Genomic DNA, 20,302 nt, shown 5'->3' with positions numbered 1-20,302 from the left:
TCCGGCGGTTGCGTGTGGAAGCGCCGTCGCTCAACGGATAAAAGGTACCCCGGGGATAACAGGCTCATCTTCCCCAAGAGTCCATATCGACGGGAAGGTTTGGCACCTCGATGTCGGCTCGTCGCATCCTGGGGCTGAAGCCGGTCCCAAGGGTTGGGCTGTTCGCCCATTAAAGCGGTACGCGAGCTGGGTTTAGAACGTCGTGAGACAGTTCGGTCCCTATCCGATGCAGCCGTAGGAATCCTGAGGAAGGCTGTCCCTAGTACGAGAGGACCGGGACGGACGCAGCTCTTGTGTGGCAGTTGTCCTGCCAAGGGCACCGCTGCTTTGCGACCTGCGGAAGGGATAAGCGCTGAAAGCATCTAAGTGCGAAGCTCGTTCCAAGATGAGGATTCCCACAGGGTTAACCTGGTAAGGCCCGTGGCCAGACGACCACGTTGATAGGCCGGAGGTGTACGCACAGCAATGTGTTCAGCCGACCGGTACTAATCGGCCGAGGGCTTGGGACAAACTCGCTCGTGCTCGCTATGGAACGCTTGGGGAGGCCTGTGCCTCGTCCCTCTTTGACAACCTGAGCACCGGTTTCCGGTGGCCATAGCGGCGGAGTCACACCCGTTCCCATTCCGAACACGGAAGTTAAGCCCGCCAGCGCCGATGGTACTTGGGGGGGAACCCCCTGGGAGAGTAGGTCGCCGCCGGATTTCTTCTGAAGCCCTCGCCTCGGCGGGGGCTTCTTTGCGTTCCGAGTACGCTGCCGCACATGCCGCCCCGGGAACCGAAGCGTTCCCCGAGCCCGCGCGACGGGGCCGGGTCCGCCGGCGCCCGCCGCGGCGCGGGCGAGGGGCGGGCCGGCGGTCGCGCCGCGGGACCGGCAGCGCCGGGCAAGGCCGGCAGCGCAGGGACGGGCGCGTCGAAGGGGCGCAGCGCGGGGCGGCCGAGGCCCGCAGAGAAGTCGGCGACGGGCGGCGGCGAGCGTCGTGAAAGCTCCGGTGCGGTGCGCAAGCGCCCATCGGCCGCCGGCGGTCCGGCCCCGGCCAGCGGTGCGGCCCGCCGAACCGGTCGGTCGACCGGTGCGCTCCGGCAGGAGCGGGACGAGGCGGGTGCCGCCGGTCGACGCCCCACCCGGACCCCGGCCCGGTCGGCGGTGCCCGCCGGCCCGCCCGCCCGGCGCGGCGGGCCACCGCGGGCCAGGGCTGCGGCGGACGGTGCCCGGCGCGCCACCGCGACCGGTCGCCTCCGGCCACCGCCGGGCGACGGGCCGGCTCCGGGCGGCGGCCACTGGCCGCGCCAGGGCCAGAGCGGTGCCCGGCGGCCGACGGCCGCCGGCGCCCCCAGCCGAACGAGTGACCGTTCGGCATCGCCGAGAGGCGGTGGTCGCACGGCGGACCGTCCTCGTTCCGAAGCCGGCGGCGCCACCGGGGCGGCACGGCCCCGCTCGACGGCTGCGGTCGCCAGCCGCGCGGGAACCGGCCGTCCCGCCGGTCCCGGCGGAGGCTCCCGCACGGGAACCGGCCGTCCCGCCGGCCCGGGCTCGCGCACGGGGACCGGCCGCCCCACAGCGGCCGCCAGCCGTGGTGGCGCTGGCGGGCCGTCCGGCGTGGGTGCAGGTTCCCGCACGGGGACCGGGCGACCTGCGGCCGCCGCGGGCGGGCGCTCGGGCGGCAGTCGTGGTGGCGCCGGCCGTCCCGACGGTCCCGGGGGAGGCTCGCGCACGGGGTCGGGCCGCCCGGGGACCGCAGCGGGCGCCGGCCGTGGCGGCGCCGGCCGTCCACCGTCGTCGCGGCGCGTCGACGACCGACGGGCGGGTTCGGGCGACACGACGCCGGGCGGCCCCCCCGGCGTGCCGGGGCGCCGCCCGGCCGCCGCCCGGCGACGGCAGGACACCCCGGCGGCCCCCGGCGGCCGCTTGGCGCCCGAGGCGCGGCGAGCGGTGGCGCGTGGCCGTTCGGTCGAGCCCGACGACGCGGCGAGGCGCTTTCGGGGAAGCGTGGCGCGCAAGGGCGCCCGGGTCGTCACCGCCTATGACGACGGCCGGTGGAAGGGTGACACAACCGGACGGGACCGCACCGCCGAGCGGCCCGAGTGGGAACCCGAGGTCTGGATCGAGGACGAGGCGGAGGCGGCCGCCCCGTCGGACGCGGCCGCCCCGTCGGAGGCGAGACCGCGGCGGCGAGCCGCCGCCGTTCCCGAGGACGTCCGAGCCGAGCTGGCCGACGCGGTGGGGCGCACGGGGGCGGAGCGGGTGCAGCACCGCCTGTCCGAGGCGATCAAGGCCTACGAGCGCGACCGCTACGCCGACGCGCTCCGCACCCTCCGGCCGCTGGCCCGGGCCGCCCCCCTGTCCGCCACCGTGCGGGAGCTGCACGGGCTCACCCTGTACCGCCTCGGCCGCTGGCCCCTCGCCATCAAGGAGCTCGAGGCCTTCCACGCCCTCACCGCCTCGTACGACCAGCACCCCGTCCTCGCCGACTGCCACCGGGCGTTGCGGCACTGGAAGGACGCCGAGCGGGTGTGGGACGAGCTGCGCCGGGCGTCGCCGCCGGCCGAGCTGCTCGCCGAGGGGCGGATCGTGATGGCTGGTGCGCTGGCCGACCAGGGCCAGCTGGCCGCCGCCATCGCCCTGCTGGAGCAGGCCAAGACGAAGGAGCGCCCCCCGCCGCTGCACCACCTCCGGACCTGGTACGCCCTGGCCGACCTGTACGAGCGGGCCGGCGACGTCCCCCGGGCCCGGGCGCTCTTCGCCACCGTGCTCGACACCGACCCAACTCTGTTCGACACGGCCGACCGCCTCGCCGCCCTGGTGTGACGGTGGTGGTGCCCGTCGGTGCCCACGAACCGCCTGTCACACCCGCCCGCTAGCGTCGTCGCCGGCGCTTCCCCCGTGCGCAAGGTGCGAACAAGGAGAGGTGTCGTGACGAACATCGTGGTCCTCCGGGGCCGGCTCACCAGGCCGGCCGCCGTGCGGTCGCTGCCGTCGGGCGACGAGCTGGTCGAGCTCGAGGTGTCCGTTCCTCGGGATGGCGAGCGGGCCGAGTCGGCGCCCGTCGTGTGGTCGGACGCCCCGGCGGCGGCCCGCGAGCTGGATGTCGACGAGGAGGTGGTGGTCGTGGGGCGGGTGCGCCGGCGCTTCTTCCGGGCCGGCGGCTCGACCCAGAGCCGCACCGAGGTGGTGGCCGAGACGGTGGTGCCGGCTTCGCAGGCACGACGGGTGCGAGCGGCCGTGGGCAGGGTGGCCGCCCGCCTGGAGACCGCCTGAGGCCCGGTCGGTCAGCCCTCGACGGAGCGGAACACCATGCCGGTGCGCGGCTTGGGCGTGAAGAACGTGGTCTTGGCCGGCATGCGGGCGGCGCCGTGGCCGATCTCGGCGATCTGGTCCACGGTGGCCGGCCTGATCAGGATCGTCGCCTGCGCATCGCCGTTCGCCACGGCCGCCGCCGACTCGGCCACGCCGTGCTGGTACGCCAGGGTGTGGGGGGGGAACATCGAGAGTGCGACGTCGAGGCGGCTGGAGTCGAGGGCGTGCTCGGACGCGGCCTCGGTCGCCTCCTTGGGCCGGAGGAGCCACCAGCCCGAGGTGGTGCCGAGGGCCAGGGCACCCTCGGCCGCCATGCGAGCCGGGAGGTCCGCCGGATCGCCGTCGGCGGCCTGGAGGTCGAAGTGGACGGCCAGGGCCCGGGGCACGTCGAAGCCGTCGGGGAGGCCCGAGACCAGGCGGTGCGTCGGTGCCACGGTCAGCTGGTCCTCGCGCGCCTCCACCACCCAGGCCATGACGGCGTCGTACCCGCCGGGGGCGCCGTTGGTGGCGGCGCGCCGCTCGTCGCGATAGGCGAGCGCGGTCTCGTAGCGGTGGTGGCCGTCGGCCACGATCACGGGTGAGGCGGCGACGGCTGCGGCGATGGCGTCGACCACGCCGGGTCGGGTCACCCGCCACAGCCGGTGATGGACCCCGTCGGTGTCGGTGGCCCTGGCGTCGGGAGGGGTGGCCAGCTCGCACAGCTCGGTGAGGCCGGGCGTGGTCGACAGCACCCAGATCGGTGACAGGTTCGCCCGGCACGCCCGCAGCAGGTCGAGCCGGTCGGCGCGGGCCTTCGGCGTGGTGTGCTCGTGCGGCAGGACGTCGCCCTCGTCCAGGGTCGACAGCTCGAGGGCGCCGATCACGCCGGTGGTCTGGCGGGGCGTGCCGGAATCGTCGTGATAGCCCATCCGGTAGACGTAGAAGGACGGCTCGTCGTCGACCGCCAGGACCCCGGCGGCGATCCACTGCGCCCAGATCGCCGCCGCCGCCTCGTAACGGTCGCGCCCCTCCTCGTCGACCGGCAGCTCGACGCGGACGGCATTGTGCGGGCTGCGCTCGGCCAGCGCCGCCCGCTCGTCCGGGGTGATCACGTCGTAGGGCGGGCAAAGGAGGTCGTCGAGGCGGCCGTCGGGCGCCGCGTAGCGCACACCGGCGAAGGGCTGGAAGCGGGGCACGTCCCATGCGTAGCACAGGCCGGAAAGTCCCTCGGGTGGCGAAACCGACGCCCGGCTCCCCGTCCCTGGCGGCGACGTCGTCCGGTCGCCGGTTGGTACCCGGGACGCTTGGGCGACCACCATGGCGGCCATGACCTGGGCGGTGGACCTCGACGGCGTGCTGTGGCGGGGTGACACGCCGATCCCGGGGTCGGCGGACGCCGTCGCCCGCCTGCGTGGCGCCGGCCACCGGGTGGTGTTCCTGACCAACAACTCCAACAAGCGGGTCGCCGGCTACGTCGCCAAGCTGGTCGATGCCGGCGTGCCGGCCGAGCCGGAGGACGTGGTGACGTCGGCCCAGGCGGCCGCCTCCCTCCTGGAGCCCGGGACCACGGCCCTGGTGTGCGCCGGCCCCGGCGTCGAGGAGGCGCTCGCCGACCGCGGCGTCGAGCCGGTCACCGGGGGCCGGGCCGACGCCGTCGTGGTCGGCTGGCACTCGGAGTTCGACTACGAGCGCCTCACCGTGGCGGCGGCCGCCGTCCGGGCCGGCGCCCGCCTCATCGGCACGAACGACGACGCCACCTACCCCACTCCCGAGGGCGAGATCCCCGGCGGTGGGGCCCTGCTGGCGGCCGTCGCCTACGCCGCCTCGGCCGCGCCCGAGGTGGCGGGCAAGCCCCACGACGCCATGGTCGCCCTGGTGAAGGAGCGGGTGGGCCCGGTCGAGGTGATGGTGGGCGACCGCCCGTCGACCGACGGCATGCTGGCCAGGAACATGGGCGCCCGGTTCGCCCTCGTCCTGAGCGGGGTGACGGAGGCCGCCGACCTCCCGGTGGAGCCCGCTCCCGACGTGGTGGCCGACGACCTGGCCGCCGTGGTCGCCCGGGAGCTGGGCGAGTCGTGACGGCGGCAGCGGTGGCGGCGCCGCTCGGTCAGTAGCGCCAGGGGGTCGGCGTGGGCGCGTTGTAGTACCGCTCCTCGGGGTCGCCCGTCGCCCGGAGGAGGAGGCCGGCCAGGACGCCGAAGACGAAGCCGCCGACGTGGGCCATCCACGCCACGCCCTCGTTCGGGTTGATGAAGAACTGCGACACCAGCCAGATCCCGAGCAGCCACTTGGCGGCGATGTCGCGGAACAGGACGATGAAGCCGAGAAGGATCAGCGACCTGATCCGCACGTTGGGATAGAGCACGAGGTAGGCGCCCATGACGCCGGCGATGGCTCCCGACGCGCCCACCAGGGGAACGGTGCTGTCGGGCTGCACGGCGATGTGGGCGGCCGTCGCCGCGATCCCCGCGGCCAGGTAGAAGGCGACGAACTTCGCCACTCCCAGCCGGTCCTCGATGTTGTTGCCGAAGACCCACAGGAACAGCATGTTCCCGAGCAGGTGGATCCAGCTCCCGTGCATGAACATCGAGTACACGAGGGCGAGGTACTCGTTCTTGTCGGGGAAGTACGGTCGGGTCGACGGCAGCGACGTGCACGCCGTGTCGTCGCCGAACCGGACGGTGTCGCGGATCTCCTCCACGGCGAGCGGGCGTCCCTGGACGACCTCGCAGGGGATGGCCGCCGTCTCGAAGGTGAACTCCTCGTTGTCCTCCCTCTGCCCGGCCTGCTGCACGAGGACCCACACGCCGACGCAGATGGCGATGATGACGACGGTCACCACGGCCGTGTTGCGGGTCGGGTTCTCGTCCTTCAGCGGCAGCACGGTGGGCCGAGGCTAGCGGGACCGCCTGGCGCCGCCTCGGCACTAGGATCGGTCCGATGAGCGACAGCGATCCGCTCCGCCGGTACATCGAGGCCGGGATCGCCCTCACCCAGCTGACCCGGTCTCGCGCCGAGGCCATCGTCAAGGAGCTGGTGAAGGCGGGCGAGGTGCAGCGCGAGCACGCCCAGGAGCGGGTGGAGGACCTGCTCGAGCGCAGCCGGAAGGGGACCGGCGACATGGCGGCGTCGATTCGCGGCGAGATCGCCGAGCAGCTGTCCTCCATGGGGTTCGCCACCAAGGCGGACCTGGCCGCCCTCGAGGCCCGGCTGACCGCCCGGATCGCCGCAGCGACGGGCGAGCCGGTGACGGCGGGGGAGGCGGCGGCCGCGACGCCTCCGGCGGCCGCGGCGACGGGGCCGAGTGCCGCCGGGCGCAAGCGTGCGGCCGGGCCTCCCGGAGCGACGCCGCCCACACCGCCGCCGGGCACGGCGGCCCGGAAGTCACCCGCCGCCGCCAAGGCGGGGACGGCGGCCGGCGTGCCGAAGGCGGGCACGGCGGCCACCGCGGCCGAGGCGGCCGGGAAGCCTCCCGCCACACCACGGCCGGCCAAGGCGGCCGGGGAGTCACCTGCCGCCCCCACCGCCGCCAGCGCGGCGAAGGCGGCCAGGGCCGGTGGCACCGGAACCGGAAGGGGTGCGGCCTCCGCGTCGGCGAGCACCGCCGAGGCGGCCAATGCGACCAAGGCGGCGAAGGCCCCGCCGGGCTCGGCGGCGCGTGCCGCCAAGGCGCCCCCGCGCCGGTCCGGCTCGGCGCCCGGCGCCGACACAGGCTGAGCGCGGCTCCCGCCGGCCGCCGGCGCCTGGACGCCGAGCTGGTGCGGCGGGGCCTGGCGCCCAGCCGCGAGCAGGCCCGGTCCCGCATCGAGGAGGGCCGCGTGCTGGTGGGCGGCGCGCCGGCGGAGAAGTCGTCCCGGTTGGTGTCGCCGGCCGAGCCGGTGGAGCTCCTCGGCCCGCCGCCCCGCTTCGTCGGGCGGGGCGGGGAGAAGCTGGACGCCGCCCTGGAACGCTTCGGGGTCGAGGTGGCCGGCCGGGCCGCGCTGGATGCCGGCGCGTCCACCGGCGGGTTCACCGACTGCCTCCTCCAACGGGGCGCCGCATCGGTCGTTGCGGTCGACGTGGGCACGGGCCAGCTCCACGAGCGCGTCCGCGCGGACCCCCGGGTGACGGTGCTCGACCGCACCAACGTGCGGAACCTCGTCCTGCCCCGCCCGGTCGAACTGGTGGTGGCGGACCTCTCCTTCATCTCCCTGGGCACGGTGGCGCCGGCCCTCGTCGGTGCCAACGCCGAGCCGGGCGCCGACGTGGTGGTCCTGGTCAAGCCCCAGTTCGAGGCAGGAAGGGCCGAGGCGGCTCGGGGTAAGGGCGTCATTCGCGACGCCGCCGTCTGGCGGCGCGTGCTCGAGGAGGTGCGCTCCGCCCTCACGACACAGCGAGCCGCGATGATGGGGGCCATGGTGTCGCCCCTCACCGGCGCCGACGGCAACGTCGAGTTCCTGGCCCACTTCGTCGCCCACGCGGGCGACGCCGCCGCCGCGGCCGTGGACCTCGACGCCGTGGTGTCCGACGCGGGGCGGGCGTAGCGGTGGCCGCCGTCGCCCTCGTGCCCCACCGCGTCCGCCCCGAGGCGGTGGAGGTGGCGCTCGCCGCCGCACGCTGGCTCGGGGAGCGGGGGCACGAGGTGCGCGTCCCCGAGGACGACGCCGCCGGGGAGTTGGAGGGCCTCGCCTACCCCGTCGAGAAGCTGAGCGCCGACCTCGACCTGGTCGTCAGCCTGGGCGGAGACGGGACCATGCTCCACGCCGTCGCCCTCGTCGCCGGCTCGGACGTGCCCGTGCTGGGCGTGAACATCGGCCACCTCGGCTACCTCACCACCGACGTCGATCCGGCCGACCTGGCGGGGGCGCTGGAGCGCTTCCTGGCCGGCGACCACCGAGTCGAGAACCGGATGGCGCTGGAGGTCGAGGTCCGGTCGGCCGGCACCACCGAGGTCCGGACCTGCCTGAACGAGGCCGTGCTCGAGAAGACGGTGTCGGGGCACACCGTTCGCATCTCCGTCCGGGTGAACGGGAAGCCGTTCCACGCCTACGCGGCGGACGGCCTCATCGTCGCCACGCCGACGGGGTCGACGGCCTACAACCTCTCGGCGCGCGGCCCGATCCTGTCGCCCCTCCTGCGGGCCGTCGTCGTCACCCCGGTGTCGCCGCACAGCCTGTTCGCCCACTCGGTGGTGCTCGGCCCCGAGGAGCTGCTCGAGGTGGAGCTGCTGGACGGCCGCCCGGCGGCGCTGGTGCTGGACGGGCGCGACGTCGGTCCGCTGGTGCCGGGCGATTCGGTGGCGTGCCGGCCCGCGCCCCACGACGCCCGCTTCGTCACCTTCGCCGACCGCGACTTCCACCAGATCCTCAAGGCCAAGTTCGGGCTGGGCCGCTGATGCTCGTGGAGCTGGCCGTCCGCGACCTCGGGGTGATCGCCGAGCTGCGGGTCGTGCTGGGCCCCGGGATGACCGCGGTCACCGGCGAGACGGGCGCCGGGAAGACGATGCTCGTGGAGGCCATCGAGCTGTTGATGGGCGGCCGGGCGGACGGCGTGCTCGTGCGGTCCGGAGCGGACGAGGCGTGGGTCGAGGGCCGGTTCTCGGTCGACGACGAGGAGGTCGTGCTGGCCCGGGCGGTACCCGCGTCGGGCCGGTCGCGTGCGTACGTGAACGGGCGCATGGCGCCGGTGGCGGCCCTGGCCGAGGCGGGGAGCCGCCTGGTCGACCTGCACGGCCAGCACGCCCACCAGTCGCTGCTGGCCGCCGCCGCCCAGCGGGCCGCCCTCGACGCCTTCGCCGGGGTCGACCACGGGCCGTTGGTGGCCGCCCGGCTGCGGGTCCGCGAGCTGGACGCCGCGCTGGCCGACCTCGGCGGCGACGAGCGGACGCGCGCCCGCGAGGCCGACCTCCTCCGCTTCCAGCTGGCCGAGCTGGACGCCGCCGCCATCGGCGACCCCGACGAGGAATCGGTGCTGGAGGCGGAGGAGGACGCCCTGGCCGACGCCGCCGCATCGCGCCACGCGGCGGCGCTGGCGGCGGCGTTGCTGCGGGGAGACGAGGGGGAGGGCGACGTGGTGGGCCGGGCCGTCGCCGCCGTCGCCGGCCGGCCGCCGTTGGCCGATCTGGAGACCCGGCTCCGTTCGCTCGCCGCCGAGGCGGCCGACGTGGCCGCCGAGCTGCGCGCCGCCGCCGAGTCGCTGGAGGACGACCCCGAGCGGCTGGCCGCCGTCCGGGCCCGCCGCCGCGCCCTGCACGAGCTGCGGCGGAAGTACGGCGAGTCCCTGGCCGACGTCGTCCGCTTCGCCGACGAGGCCCGGGCCCGCCTCGGCGCCATCGAGCACCACACCGAGCGGGCCCGACGGCTGGAGGACGAGCGGGCGGCCGCGCGGGCGGATCTCGCCCGGGCCGAGGCGGTGGTGGGCGCCCGCCGGCGGGCGGCGGCGCCCGACCTGGGGCGCGCCGTCGAGGCCCACCTGCGGGAGCTGGCCCTGCCGTCGGGCCGCCTGGAGGTGCGGGTGGGCGCCGGCGACCCGGGCGACGACGTCACCTTCCTGCTGGCGGCCAACCCGGGCGAGGAACCGCTGCCCCTGGCCCGGGTGGCGTCGGGCGGCGAGCTGGCCCGCACGATGCTGGCCCTCCGCCTGGTGCTGGACGAGGCCCAGGCGCCGCCGACGATGGTGTTCGACGAGGTGGACGCGGGGATCGGCGGCCAGGCGGCCCTCGCCGTGGGCCGGCGGCTGGCCACCCTGGCCGCCCGCTCGGGCGGCGGTGACGGCGCCCGCCAGGTCCTGGTGGTCACCCACCTGCCCCAGGTGGCCGCCTTCGCCGACGCTCAGCTGGCGGTGCGCAAGGTCGAGCGAGCCGGGCGGGCGGTGGCCGAGGCGGCGGTCGTGTCGGGCGAGGACCGGGTCGTCGAGCTGTCGCGGATGCTGTCCGGTCACCCCCGCAGCGCTGCGGCGCGCGGGCACGCCGAGGAGCTGCTGGCGGCGGCGGCCGAGGACCGGGCCCGATGATGTCCCGCCGCCAGGCCACGCCCCTGGTGCCGATGGGCGTGGCGCGGGTGGACCGGCGCACCAAGGAGCTGACGAAGCGGCTCCAGCCCGGCGAGGTGGCGGTCATCGACCACGAGGACCTCGACCGGGTGGCCGCCGAGGCGCTGGTGCGCTGCGGGGTGGCGGCCGTCGTCAACGCCTCGATGTCGCTCTCCGGGCGCTACCCGAACGGCGGCCCGCTGGTGCTGGCGGAGGCCGGGGTCCCGCTCCTGGACGGCGTGGGTCGTCACGTCATGGACCTGGTCGGCGACGGCCAGACCGTGCGCGTCGACGGCGACGAGGTGTGGGTCGACGGGGCGATCGTCGGCCGGGGCGTGCGCCAGGACCTGGCGTCGCTGCGGCGCGACTACGAGGCGGCCCGGGAGACGATGGGCGAGGCGCTCGAGCTGTTCGCCTCCAACACCCTGGAGTACCTGCGCCACGAGCACGACATGGTCCTCACGTCGCCCGTGATGCCGGACCTGGCCGTCGACATGGCCGGGCGCCACGTGCTGATCGTCGTCCGCGGCTTCGACTACCGAGAGGACCTGGCCCACCTGCGCAGCTACGTCCGCGACCTCCGCCCCGTGCTGCTCGCCGTCGACGGCGGGGCCGACGCCCTCCTGGAGTTCGGCCTGCGCCCCGACGTCATCCTCGGTGACTTCGACTCCGTCTCCGACGCCGCCCTGGGCTGCGGGGCCCAGCTGATCGTCCACTCGTACCGGGGCGGGCAGGCGCCGGGCGCGGCGCGGCTGGAGGCGATGGGGCTGGAGTACGACACCTTCTCGCCCATGGGCACGAGCGAGGACGCGGCGATGCTGCTGGCCTTCGAGAAGGGCGCCGAGCTCATCGTGGCCGTCGGCACCCACGTGTCCATGGTCGAGTTCCTCGACAAGGGCCGGGCCGGCATGGCGTCCACCTTCCTGACCCGCCTCAAGGTCGGCCAGCTGCTGGTGGACGCCAAGGGGGTGAGCAAGCTGTACCAGAGCCGGATCCGCAAGGCCGACCTGGTGTTCTTCCTGCTGGCCGCCATGCTGTGCTTCGTCGTCGTGGTGGTGGCCGTGTTCCCGCGGGTGTTCCTCGACAGCTTCTGGCTCCTGGTGCGCGAGGCGTGGCGCTCGCTCACCCACTAGTGCCCCGATGATCAGCTTCCGCTTCCACCTCGTCTCCCTCACCGCCGTGTTCCTCGCCCTCGGGATCGGCATCGCCGTCGGCGCCAGCGTCGTCGACCGGGCCACCGTCGACCTGCTGGAGGACCGCCTGGCGGGTGTGGAGAACCGGCTGGACGCCACCGACACCGAGAACGCCGAGCTGCGCCGCCAGCTGGCGGAGTGGGCGACGTTCACCGAGCAGGCGCGGGACCAGGCGGTGGCCGGGCGCCTGGACGGGGTGCCGGTCCTGGTGATCGGCGTGCAGGGGATCGACCGGGGGCCGGTCGAGGCGTTCCGCCAGACGCTCAACGCCGCCGACGCCGACCTGGTCGGCACCGTCTGGTTCACCTCCAAGATGCGGCTCGACAAGGACGAGGACGCGGTGGCCCTCGCCGACCTCCTCGGGGTGGCGCCCCGCAGCGGCGACGTGGTGCGCCGCAACCTGGTGGACCTGCTCGTCTCCGAGCTCACCGGGCAGACGGCGACGGGGCTCGTGGCCCGCCTGCGCGACGCCGCCTTCGTCGAGTTCGAGGCGCCCGCCGGGGCGCCCGTCGACCCGGCCGCCCTGGCCACCGGGTCGACCCGGTTCGTGGTGGTGTCCGGCGGCAGGGCCGAGGTGCCGAACGAGCAGCTGGCCGTGCCTCTCGCCACCCAGCTGGCGGAGGGAGCCCGGGCCCGGGTGCTGGCCGTCGAGGCCGGCGAGGACGTTTCCGGCGCCGCGCCGCCCGAGCACGCCGGCGTCTTCGTCGGGCCTCTCCGGTCCGGACCGGCGGCGCCCCTGCTGTCGAGCGTCGACAACCTGGAGGACTGGCGGGGCCGGTTCTCGGCCGTCTTCGCCCTTCGTGACCTCGGCTCGGCCAAGGTGGGCCACTACGGGTCGGGGCCGGGGGCGGTGCGCCTGGTCCCGGAGACGGCGGGATGACGCAGCCCCGGCGAGCGGACGGGGTGGGGACCGTCGCCCCGGTGATGCCAGCGCCGGCGCACGGCGAGGCGCCGGTGGACGCGGGGCCCACCGGAGGGGCCGGGCTGGGCCGGGCCGCCCTGGGGATCTCGGCATGGAACGCCCTGTCGCGCCTCACCGGCTTCGTGCGGGTGCTGGCCGTGGGCGGCGCCCTGGGCGCGACCTACCTCGGGAACACCTACCACAGCGCCAACCTCGTCTCGACGATCACGTTCGAGCTCCTGGCCGCCGGCCTGCTCGCCGCGCCGCTCGTCCCCGCATTCGTGCGCCTCCTGGACGGGGGGCGCCCGGGCGAGGCGGAGCGGCTGGCGGGCGCCCTGCTGGGCGTCACGCTGGCCGCCCTCGGCGCCCTGGCGCTGGCCATGGCGCTGGCCGGGCCCGCCCTGATGCGGCTGTTGACGGCCGGGGTGGACGACCCCGCCGTCCGAGCCCGGGAGGTGCGGCTCGGCGCCTTCTTCCTCTGGTTCTTCCTGCCGCAGATGCTCCTCTACGCGGCCGGCGCGGTGGCCACCGCCCTGCTCAACGCCCGCCGGCGGTTCGCGGCGGCCGCCTTCGCCCCCGTCGCCAACAACGTGGTGGTCACCCTCACCATGCTCGGCTTCGTGGCCGTCACCTCGCCGGGCGAGCGCGGGCTCGGCCTGGGCACCGGACCGGCCATCCTCCTGGCGGTGGGCACCACGGCCGGCGTCGTGGCCATGGCCGCCGTCCCCGTCGCGGCGCTGGCCCGGGCGGGCATTCGCCTGCGGCCGCGCCTCGACCCGCGCCACCCCGGCCTGGGCGCCCTGGCCCGGGCCGGCGCGTGGGGGGTGCTGCTCCTGGCCGCCGTGCAGGTCCTGCTCGCCGTCACCCTCGTGCTCGCCAACGGCGTCGAGGGCGGCGTCGTCGCCCACCAGATCGCCTTCACCTTCTTCCTGCTGCCGTTCGCGCTCGTCGCCCATCCGGTGTTCACGGCCCTGCACCCCCGCCTGTCGTCGGCCGCCGCCGCCGGGCGGTGGGACGACTTCGGCACCGACCTCGGGCAGGGCCTCGGCCGCATGCTCACCCTGGTCCTGCCGGCGGCCGCCCTGCTGGCCGCCCTCGCCTCGCCCGTGCTGGACCTGGTGCGGGTGGGAGAGCTGGACGCCGGCGACGCCGCCCTGGTCGGACGCGTGCTGGCGGCCTACGCCGTCGGGCTGGGCGGGTACGCCGCGTTCCAACTGCTGGTGCGGGCGGCCACGGCGGCGGGCGACGCCCGCCTGCCCGCCCTCGTGGGCCTCGGCGTGGCGGCCGGCGGCGTGGTGGCGATGGTGGCGGGCTCGGCCGCCGCCTCCGGCACCGGCCGCGTCGTCGCCCTCGGCCTCGCCCACTCGGCGGCCATGACGGCCGGTGCGTTCGTGATGTACGGCCTGCTCCGGCGACGGGTGCCGCCGGCGGTGCGCCTGGCACCGGCGGTGGGACGGGCCGTGGCCGCCGCGGCCGCGGTGGCCGCCGTGGCCGCCGGGGGCGCCTCACTGGTGGGCGGCGGCGGCCGGGCCGGTGCGCTCGCCGACGTGGCCGTCGCCGGCCCCCTGGCCGTGGCCGCCGGCGCCGGCGTGCTGTGGGTGCTGCGCTCGCCGGAGCTGGCCGGCGTCGCCGGTCGCCTCGCCTCCCGAGGGCGACCGGCGTGACACCCGGACCGGTCGTCGCCCTCGTCCCGGCCAAGGACCGCGCCGACTCGGTGGGCGCCACGGTCGCCGCCCTCGCCGGCGTGGCCGCCGTCGACGAGGTGGTGGTGGTCGACGACGGGTCGACGGACGGCACGGCCGCCGCCGCGTCGGCCGCCGGCGCACGGGTGGTGCGCCTGGAGGTCAACGTCGGAAAGGGCGACGCGGTGCGGGCCGGTGTGGAGGCGACGCCCCACGCCGGGATCTACCTCCTGGCCGACGCCGACCTCGGCGCCACCGCCGCCCGCACGGGGGTGCTGGTCGGGCCCGTGCGGGCCGGCGAGGCCGACATGACGATCGCCGTCCTGCCCGCCGCCGGCACGCGGGGCGGGCTCGGCGGCGTCCGCCGGCTGGCCGCCGCCGGGATCGCCCGCGCCACGGGCGGCCGCTTCGTGCCCCGGGCGCCCCTGTCGGGGCAGCGGGCGGTGCGCGCCGACCTGCTCCGGTCGCTGCCGCTGGCGGCCCGCTTCGGGCTGGAGACCGGCCTCACCATCGACGCCGTGCGGGCCGGTGCCCGGGTGGTGGAGATGGACGTCGACCTCGACCACCGCCACACGGGCCGGACCCTCGCCGGGTTCCGCCACCGGGCCGTCCAGGGCGCCCAGATCCTCCGTGCCCTGTGGCCGCGGCTCACCTCGGCGGGCCAGCGGGTCGCCCTCGTGCTCGTGGCCGTCGCCGTCGCCGGCGCCGCCATGCTCTGGTCGGGCGACCGCTGGGAGGCGGCCAGCGCTCCCGCCACCGGTCGCGGGTCCAAGGTGGTGATCTTCGGCGTCCCCAAGCTCGGATGGGACGACGTCGGGACCGGCGCCATGCCCAATCTCGACCGCCTGATGGAAGGCGGCGCCGTGGCGGCGACCACGGTCCGCACCCTGGGCGGCCGCCCCACTACCGCCGAGGGGTACGCCACGCTCGGGGCGGGGGCGAAGGTGCGGGCCGACGACGGAGCCGGCTACGCCTTCGAGGCGTCGGCGCCGCTCGAGGGCGGCACGGCGGCGGAGGCGCTCGAGCGGCGCACCGGCAAGCCGGCGGCGGGGGGCGTGGCCGTCGTCGGCGCCCCCGCCATCACCCGCCTCAACGACGGCCGCAACCTCCCGAGCATGCCCGGCGCCCTGGGCGACGCCCTGCGCAGGGCCCACGTCACGACGGCGGTCGTCGGCAACGCCGACATCGCTCCTCCCGCCCTTCCCCGGCGCGGCGTGCTCCTGCGACCGGCGGCGGCGGCCGTGATGGACAGGCGAGGGTGGATAGGGACGGGCGACGTGGGCCAGGAACTGCTGGTCGGCGACGCGTCCGCCCCGTTCGGCCTCCGGGCCGACCCGACGGCGGTGGCCCGGGCGGTGGCCGACGCCTTGTCGACGGCCGACGTGGTGGTCGTCGACCCCGGTGACATGGACCGGGCGGCCGAGTTCGCCGCTCTGTCCACGCCGGCGGCGGCCGCCGTCGCCCGCCGCCAGGCCGTGGCGTCCACCGACCGGATCCTCGGTGCCGTGGCCGATCTCGGCGGGCCGGGCACCCTGGTCCTGGTGGTGTCGGTGGCGCCCCCGGGCAAGGACTGGAGCCTCACGCCGCTGGTGGCGTCGGGCGCCGGCGTGCAGCGCGGCTACCTCCACTCGCCGTCCACGCGCCGACTCGGCGTGGTCGCCCTCACCGACGTGGCGCCGACGGTGCTGGACGCCGTGGGCGTGCCCGTCCCCGAGGGGATGATCGGGCACCCGCTGCGCTACGCATCCCGCCCCGTCGACCTGGCCAACCTGCGCGACGCCGACCGTGACGAGGCGTTCCGGGAGTCGCTCTACTACCCGCTCGTCGCCTCCTTCATCATGGCCCAGGCCGCGGCGTACGCCGTGGCGCTGGTGGCGTTCGCCCGCCTCGGGGGCCGCGGTCGCACCAGCGCGTTCCTCCGCTGCGGGGCGGTGGCCGTGAGCGCCTGGCCCCTCGCCACCTTCCTGCTGCGGGCCATCCCCGACGTCGCCGTGCTGGGAGCGGGCGCCGTGCCGCTGCTGGCCGCGCTGGTGGCCGGCATCACCGCCCTGGCCCTCCGAGCGGGGCGGGGGCGCCCGCTGGCGCCGCTGGCCTGGGTGTCGGGCGCCACGGTGGCGCTGCTGGTCGGCGACCTCGCCACCGGCGGCCACCTCCAGACGTCCAGCCTGCTCGGGTACTCGTACAACACCGCCGCCCGGTTCACGGGCCTGGGGAACACGGCCTTCGGCGTCCTGGCCGCCTCCTCCGTCCTCGCCGTCGCCCTCCACGTCCACCACGCGCCGCGCCGGGCGGAGGCGACGGTCACGGCGGCCGGCGTCCTCGCCCTGGTCGCCCTGGCCGACGGCGCGCCGTCGCTGGGGTCCGACGTGGGCGGGATCCTCACCCTCGTGCCCGTGTTCGCCCTCACCGTCGTCGCCCTGTCGGGGCGCCGCCTGTCGCTGCGGGCGGTGGCCCTGGCCGGCGGGGCGGCGGCCGTGCTGCTGGCGGTCGCCACCGGGATCGACCTCCTCCGCCCGCCCGCAGCCCGCACCCATCTGGGTGAGCTGGTGGCCCGGGTGGCGGACGAGGGGATCGAGCCGTTGCGCACCACCGTCGGCCGCAAGGTGTCCGCCAACCTGCGCTCCTTCCGGTCGGTGTGGGCCTGGATGGTGCCCATCATCGGCGCCTACCTGCTCGCCGTGCTGGCGTGGGCCCGGGGCTGGGACCGGCTGCTCCCCCCGCGATCGGCGCTGCGGGCCGGCCTGGCCGGCGTCCTGGGCGCCGGCGTGGTGGGCTACGCCGTCAACGACTCGGGCGTCGTGGTGACGGCGCTGGCCCTGGTGTTCGTCGGCCCCTTCCTGACCCTGCTCGCCCTCCACCGTGACCCTGCCCCACCCCTGGTGCTGGACCCCAGGGCGCCGGCCGTCCGGCCGTCCCCGGTCGGGGCCCCGCCCCGGCGCATGGCCGCCGGCACGTGACCGTCGGCCTCGGCGCCGTCGCCGGCTACCTGGTCGCCCGGCTGCTGTGGGTGCTCCTCCGCCCCGCCTTCGCCTCGCCCGCGCTGCTCCGGCGCAACTTCCGCGACGCCGACGTCCCCACCGCGGCCGGGCTGGTCGTCGCCCTCGCCGTACTCGTCGTGGAGGGCGGCCGGATCGTCGCCGGCGCCGCCGGGGTGGGAGCGGAGGGGATCGATGCCCCCCGCGCCGCCGTCGTCGTGGTGGTGCTGGGGATGGCCCTGGTCGGGCTCCTCGACGACCTGGCCGGAGGCGGCGGCGCCCGGGGCTTCAGGGGACATCTCGCCGCCCTGGCGGCCGGCCGCCTCACCACCGGTGGCGTGAAGCTGTTCGGGGGGTTGGCGGTGGCCGTCGTCGCCGTCGCCGTGGCCCCCCGGGGCGCCGACCCGTCGTTCGCCCAGCTGGTGGGCGACGCCGCTCTGGTCGCCCTCGCCGCCAACCTCGCCAACCTGTTCGACCGCCGACCGGGGCGGGCCACCAAGGCGGGCGTGGCGGCCTTCGCCGCCCTGGCCGTGGCCACGGCGGCGGCCGACGAGCTCACGGCCGTGGCCGTGGTGGCGGGCGCCGCCGCCGGGCTCCTGCTCGACGACCTCCGGGAGCGCCTCATGCTGGGCGACACGGGGGCCAACGCCCTCGGCGGCGCCGTCGGCCTGGGCGTGGTGCTGGCGTGCGGTCCGGCGGTCCGCACGGCGGCGCTGGTGGGCGTCGTCGCCCTCAACCTGGCCAGCGAGGCGGTGTCGTTCGGGCGGGTGATCGACGCCGTGCCGCCGCTGCGGGCGGTCGACCGCTGGGGCCGGCGTCCCTAGCCCCAGCCCTCGCCCTCAGCGGGAGCCGGCTGTGCCCGAGGGTTCCGTGCACCGGGCCCGCCGCAGAGCGGCTGCCGCGGTCCGGAGAACGAGGCGACGACGTGGGCCGGCGGCTCAGCCCGAACGGACCGGCTCGGCGGTGCGGCCCAGCATCCACGGCGCCACCACCTCGGCGGCGGCCAGGGGGCCGGCCAGCCAGGCCACCCCGATGGCGTAGCCGGCGACCATGTCGCTCAACCAGTGGGCGTTGCGGAACAGCATGGCGAAGCCCACACCCGCGCACGCCGCCACGGGGAGCACGGTGGCGGCGGCCCGCACCCGTGGCCCGACGGGCCCGGCGGCGGCCAGGGCGGCCAGCATCCCGTACACGAGGATCGCCTGGGCGGCATGCCCCGACGGGAAGCTGCGCCCGATCTCGCCGGGCAGGTCGAACGGCTCGGCCCGGTGGATCAGCTTCTTGGCCGGCCCCACCACCATCGCCATGCCGAGATAGCTCCCCACCAGCAGGATCATCGGCCCCGGGTTGCGCCGCCGCCACCACAGGAGGGCGCCGCCGGCGAGCAGCAGCGGCACCAGCACCTCGCGGGCGCCCAGCCGGGCCAGGGGGAGGACGAGGTGGCGGTTGTCGGCGGTGGCGATGGTGTCGAACCAGTCGCGGACCGTCCCGTCGAGGGGCAGCGGGCCCCGGTGGACGGCCACGGCCAGCAGGAGGACGACGAACACGCCCGCCGCCGCGCCCGCCACCCAGAACAGCCGCCGCGGGCGCGCCACGGCCCCATCGTAGGCACCCGGGTGGGTCCACCCGAGGGGGCGGGGCGGTGGGGTAGGGTGAAATCCCGTGGCGAAACACATCTTCGTGACGGGGGGCGTGGCCTCGTCGCTCGGCAAGGGGCTGACCGCATCATCGCTCGGCCGCCTCCTCAAGGCCCGGGGACTGCGGGTCACCCTGCAGAAGCTCGACCCGTACATCAACGTGGACCCGGGGACGATGAACCCGTTCGAGCACGGGGAGGTCTTCGTCACCGACGACGGCGGCGAGACCGACCTCGACCTCGGGCACTACGAGCGCTTCATCGACGAGAACCTGCACCGGGAGTCGAACACGACGACGGGCTCGATCTACCAGTCGGTGATCGCCAAGGAGCGCCGGGGCGACTTCCTGGGCAGGACCGTCCAGGTCATCCCCCACGTCACCAACGAGATCAAGGAGCGCATCCTCCGCCTCGCCACCGACGACGTGGACGTCGTCATCACCGAGGTGGGCGGCACGGTGGGCGACATCGAGATCCTGCCGTTCCTGGAGGCGATTCGGCAGTTCCGCAAGGACGCCGGCCGGGACAACGTCTGCTACATCCATCTCACGCTGGTGCCCTACCTGGGCCCGAGCGGTGAGCAGAAGACCAAGCCCACGCAGCACTCCGTCACCGAGCTGCGCAGCCGCGGCATCCAGCCCGACGTCATCGTGTGCCGGTCCGACCAGCCCCTCTCGGAGGGGCTGAAGCGGAAGATCTCGCTGCTGTGCGACGTCGACACCCACGCCGTGGTCAGCGCCGTCGACGCCCGCAACCTCTACGCCATCCCCCTCGTGCTCCACGACGAGGGACTGGACGACGAGGTGTGCCGGCTGCTGCGGTTGGACACTCCCGAGCCCGACCTCACCCGGTGGAGGCAGCTCGTCGACCGCGTCGACGCGGCCACCACCCCGGTGCGCATCGGCCTCATCGGCAAGTACGTGAACCTCCCCGACGCCTACCTCTCGGTCGTGGAGGCGTTGCGCCACGCCGGGTTCCACCACGGGGCCCGGGTGGAGATCGACTGGATCCAGGCCGAGGAGGTCACCGGGATGCTGGCCGACAGCCGGCTCCACGACCTCGACGGCATGGTGATCCCGGGCGGGTTCGGCGAGCGGGGCATCGACGGCAAGGTGGCGGCCGCCGGCTACGCCCGGGAGAACGACATCCCGTGCCTGGGCCTGTGCCTCGGGCTCCAGGTGATGGTCATCGAGTTCGCCCGCAGCGTGGCCGGCCTGCCGGCCGCCCACTCCCGTGAGTTCGACCCGGCGTCGCCCCACCTGGTCATCGACCTCATGGACGAGCAGCGCGAGGTGGTGAACATGGGCGGCACCATGCGGCTCGGCGCCTATGTGGCCAAGCTGAAGCCGGGAACGCTGATCGAGAAGGCCTACGGCGAGCCGGTGGTGTACGAGCGCCACCGCCACCGCTACGAGGTCAACCCCCGCTACCGCCACCGCCTGGAGGACGCCGGCCTGGTGTGCTCCGGCACGTCGCCCGACGACCGGCTGGTGGAGTTCATCGAGCTGCCCGGCCACCCCTGCTGGATCGGCACCCAGGCCCACCCCGAGTTCAAGAGCCGTCCCGACCGGCCCCACCCGCTGTTCTTCGAGCTGGTGGGCGCCGCCCTCGACCGGGCGGAGGGGCGCAACCC

At 75.9% G+C, this 20,302-nt stretch carries 16 protein-coding genes and 2 rRNA genes; 15 read left to right on the top strand and 3 right to left on the bottom strand.

The window, feature by feature from the left end:
- From VM242_16035 to VM242_16020, 4 genes are all read left to right on the top strand, one after another.
- Positions 1-510 (top strand): 23S ribosomal RNA (locus tag VM242_16035); the annotation flags it as partial.
- Between the two features lie 74 nt (positions 511-584).
- Positions 585-701, top strand: a 5S ribosomal RNA gene (gene rrf / locus VM242_16030).
- Between the two features lie 1,286 nt (positions 702-1,987).
- Complete coding sequence (locus tag VM242_16025; protein ID HVM06666.1) at positions 1,988-2,806, top strand: tetratricopeptide repeat protein; 819 nt, start codon at positions 1,988-1,990, stop codon at positions 2,804-2,806.
- 105 nt (positions 2,807-2,911) lie between these two features.
- Positions 2,912-3,256 (top strand): single-stranded DNA-binding protein, encoded by a 345-nt coding sequence (locus tag VM242_16020; GenBank protein ID HVM06665.1) that lies wholly within the window; start codon positions 2,912-2,914, stop codon positions 3,254-3,256.
- An 11-nt stretch (positions 3,257-3,267) separates the two neighbouring features.
- Here the strand turns inward: VM242_16020 and VM242_16015 are convergent, their stop codons facing one another.
- A complete protein-coding gene (locus tag VM242_16015; protein HVM06664.1) occupies positions 3,268-4,470 on the bottom strand; it encodes a DUF1015 domain-containing protein in 1,203 nt (400 codons plus the stop codon).
- A 130-nt stretch (positions 4,471-4,600) separates the two neighbouring features.
- On the opposite strand from VM242_16015, the gene VM242_16010 reads away from it, so the two are divergent.
- Positions 4,601-5,353, top strand: coding sequence for an HAD-IIA family hydrolase (locus VM242_16010; GenBank protein ID HVM06663.1), 753 nt, complete (start codon positions 4,601-4,603; stop codon positions 5,351-5,353).
- 28 nt (positions 5,354-5,381) lie between these two features.
- On the opposite strand, the gene VM242_16005 is transcribed toward VM242_16010, so the two are convergent.
- The gene (locus VM242_16005; GenBank protein HVM06662.1) at positions 5,382-6,158 is read right to left on the bottom strand and encodes a rhomboid family intramembrane serine protease; all 777 of its coding nucleotides are present in this window, start codon (positions 6,156-6,158) and stop codon (positions 5,382-5,384) included.
- A 56-nt stretch (positions 6,159-6,214) separates the two neighbouring features.
- On the opposite strand from VM242_16005, the gene VM242_16000 reads away from it, so the two are divergent.
- From VM242_16000 to VM242_15960, 9 genes are read left to right on the top strand one after another with little or no spacing between them, the layout of a single operon-like run.
- The gene (locus VM242_16000; GenBank protein ID HVM06661.1) at positions 6,215-6,991 is read left to right on the top strand and encodes a hypothetical protein; all 777 of its coding nucleotides are present in this window, start codon (positions 6,215-6,217) and stop codon (positions 6,989-6,991) included.
- Positions 6,988-7,797, top strand: coding sequence for a TlyA family RNA methyltransferase (locus tag VM242_15995; GenBank protein ID HVM06660.1), 810 nt, complete (start codon positions 6,988-6,990; stop codon positions 7,795-7,797). Before VM242_16000 ends, VM242_15995 begins: the two co-directional genes overlap by 4 nt.
- A gap of 2 nt (positions 7,798-7,799) precedes the next feature.
- Positions 7,800-8,648 carry an NAD(+)/NADH kinase gene (locus tag VM242_15990; GenBank protein HVM06659.1) on the top strand — a complete coding sequence of 283 codons (849 nt, stop codon included), beginning with the start codon at positions 7,800-7,802 and terminating at the stop codon, positions 8,646-8,648.
- Positions 8,648-10,264, top strand: coding sequence for a DNA repair protein RecN (gene recN / locus VM242_15985; GenBank protein HVM06658.1), 1,617 nt, complete (start codon positions 8,648-8,650; stop codon positions 10,262-10,264). The genes VM242_15990 and recN overlap by 1 nt, the downstream gene beginning before the upstream one ends.
- Entirely contained in the window at positions 10,261-11,415 is a 1,155-nt protein-coding gene (steA, locus tag VM242_15980; GenBank protein ID HVM06657.1) for a putative cytokinetic ring protein SteA, read from the top strand. Before recN ends, steA begins: the two co-directional genes overlap by 4 nt.
- A 7-nt stretch (positions 11,416-11,422) precedes the next feature.
- Positions 11,423-12,355: a copper transporter gene (locus VM242_15975; protein ID HVM06656.1), complete on the top strand. Its 933-nt coding sequence runs from the start codon at positions 11,423-11,425 to the stop codon at positions 12,353-12,355.
- A gap of 44 nt (positions 12,356-12,399) precedes the next feature.
- The gene (locus VM242_15970) at positions 12,400-14,040 is read left to right on the top strand and encodes a lipid II flippase MurJ (protein ID HVM06655.1); all 1,641 of its coding nucleotides are present in this window, start codon (positions 12,400-12,402) and stop codon (positions 14,038-14,040) included.
- Entirely contained in the window at positions 14,037-17,015 is a 2,979-nt protein-coding gene (locus VM242_15965; protein HVM06654.1) for a glycosyltransferase, read from the top strand. Before VM242_15970 ends, VM242_15965 begins: the two co-directional genes overlap by 4 nt.
- Complete coding sequence (locus tag VM242_15960; protein ID HVM06653.1) at positions 17,012-17,857, top strand: hypothetical protein; 846 nt, start codon at positions 17,012-17,014, stop codon at positions 17,855-17,857. Before VM242_15965 ends, VM242_15960 begins: the two co-directional genes overlap by 4 nt.
- A gap of 114 nt (positions 17,858-17,971) precedes the next feature.
- Here the strand turns inward: VM242_15960 and VM242_15955 are convergent, their stop codons facing one another.
- A complete protein-coding gene (locus VM242_15955) occupies positions 17,972-18,628 on the bottom strand; it encodes a phosphatase PAP2 family protein (protein HVM06652.1) in 657 nt (218 codons plus the stop codon).
- Positions 18,629-18,695: 67 nt separating this feature from the next.
- Here VM242_15955 and VM242_15950 point away from each other — a divergent pair.
- Positions 18,696-20,302: CTP synthase (locus VM242_15950; protein HVM06651.1), on the top strand; the 1,607-nt coding region annotated here is incomplete at its 3' end.

The organism is Acidimicrobiales bacterium, assembly GCA_035540975.1.
Lineage (GTDB): Bacteria > Actinomycetota > Acidimicrobiia > Acidimicrobiales.
This window is presented reverse-complemented; position numbering and strand designations above follow the sequence as displayed.

Coding starts and splice junctions, on each gene's coding strand:
- VM242_15975 (HVM06656.1), top strand. CDS start 11,423: ATGATCAGCTTCCGCTTCCACCTCGTCTCCCTCACCGCCGTGTTCCTC.
- VM242_16000 (HVM06661.1), top strand. CDS start 6,215: ATGAGCGACAGCGATCCGCTCCGCCGGTACATCGAGGCCGGGATCGCC.
- steA (HVM06657.1), top strand. CDS start 10,261: ATGATGTCCCGCCGCCAGGCCACGCCCCTGGTGCCGATGGGCGTGGCG.
- recN (HVM06658.1), top strand. CDS start 8,648: ATGCTCGTGGAGCTGGCCGTCCGCGACCTCGGGGTGATCGCCGAGCTG.
- VM242_16010 (HVM06663.1), top strand. CDS start 4,601: ATGACCTGGGCGGTGGACCTCGACGGCGTGCTGTGGCGGGGTGACACG.
- VM242_15970 (HVM06655.1), top strand. CDS start 12,400: ATGCCAGCGCCGGCGCACGGCGAGGCGCCGGTGGACGCGGGGCCCACC.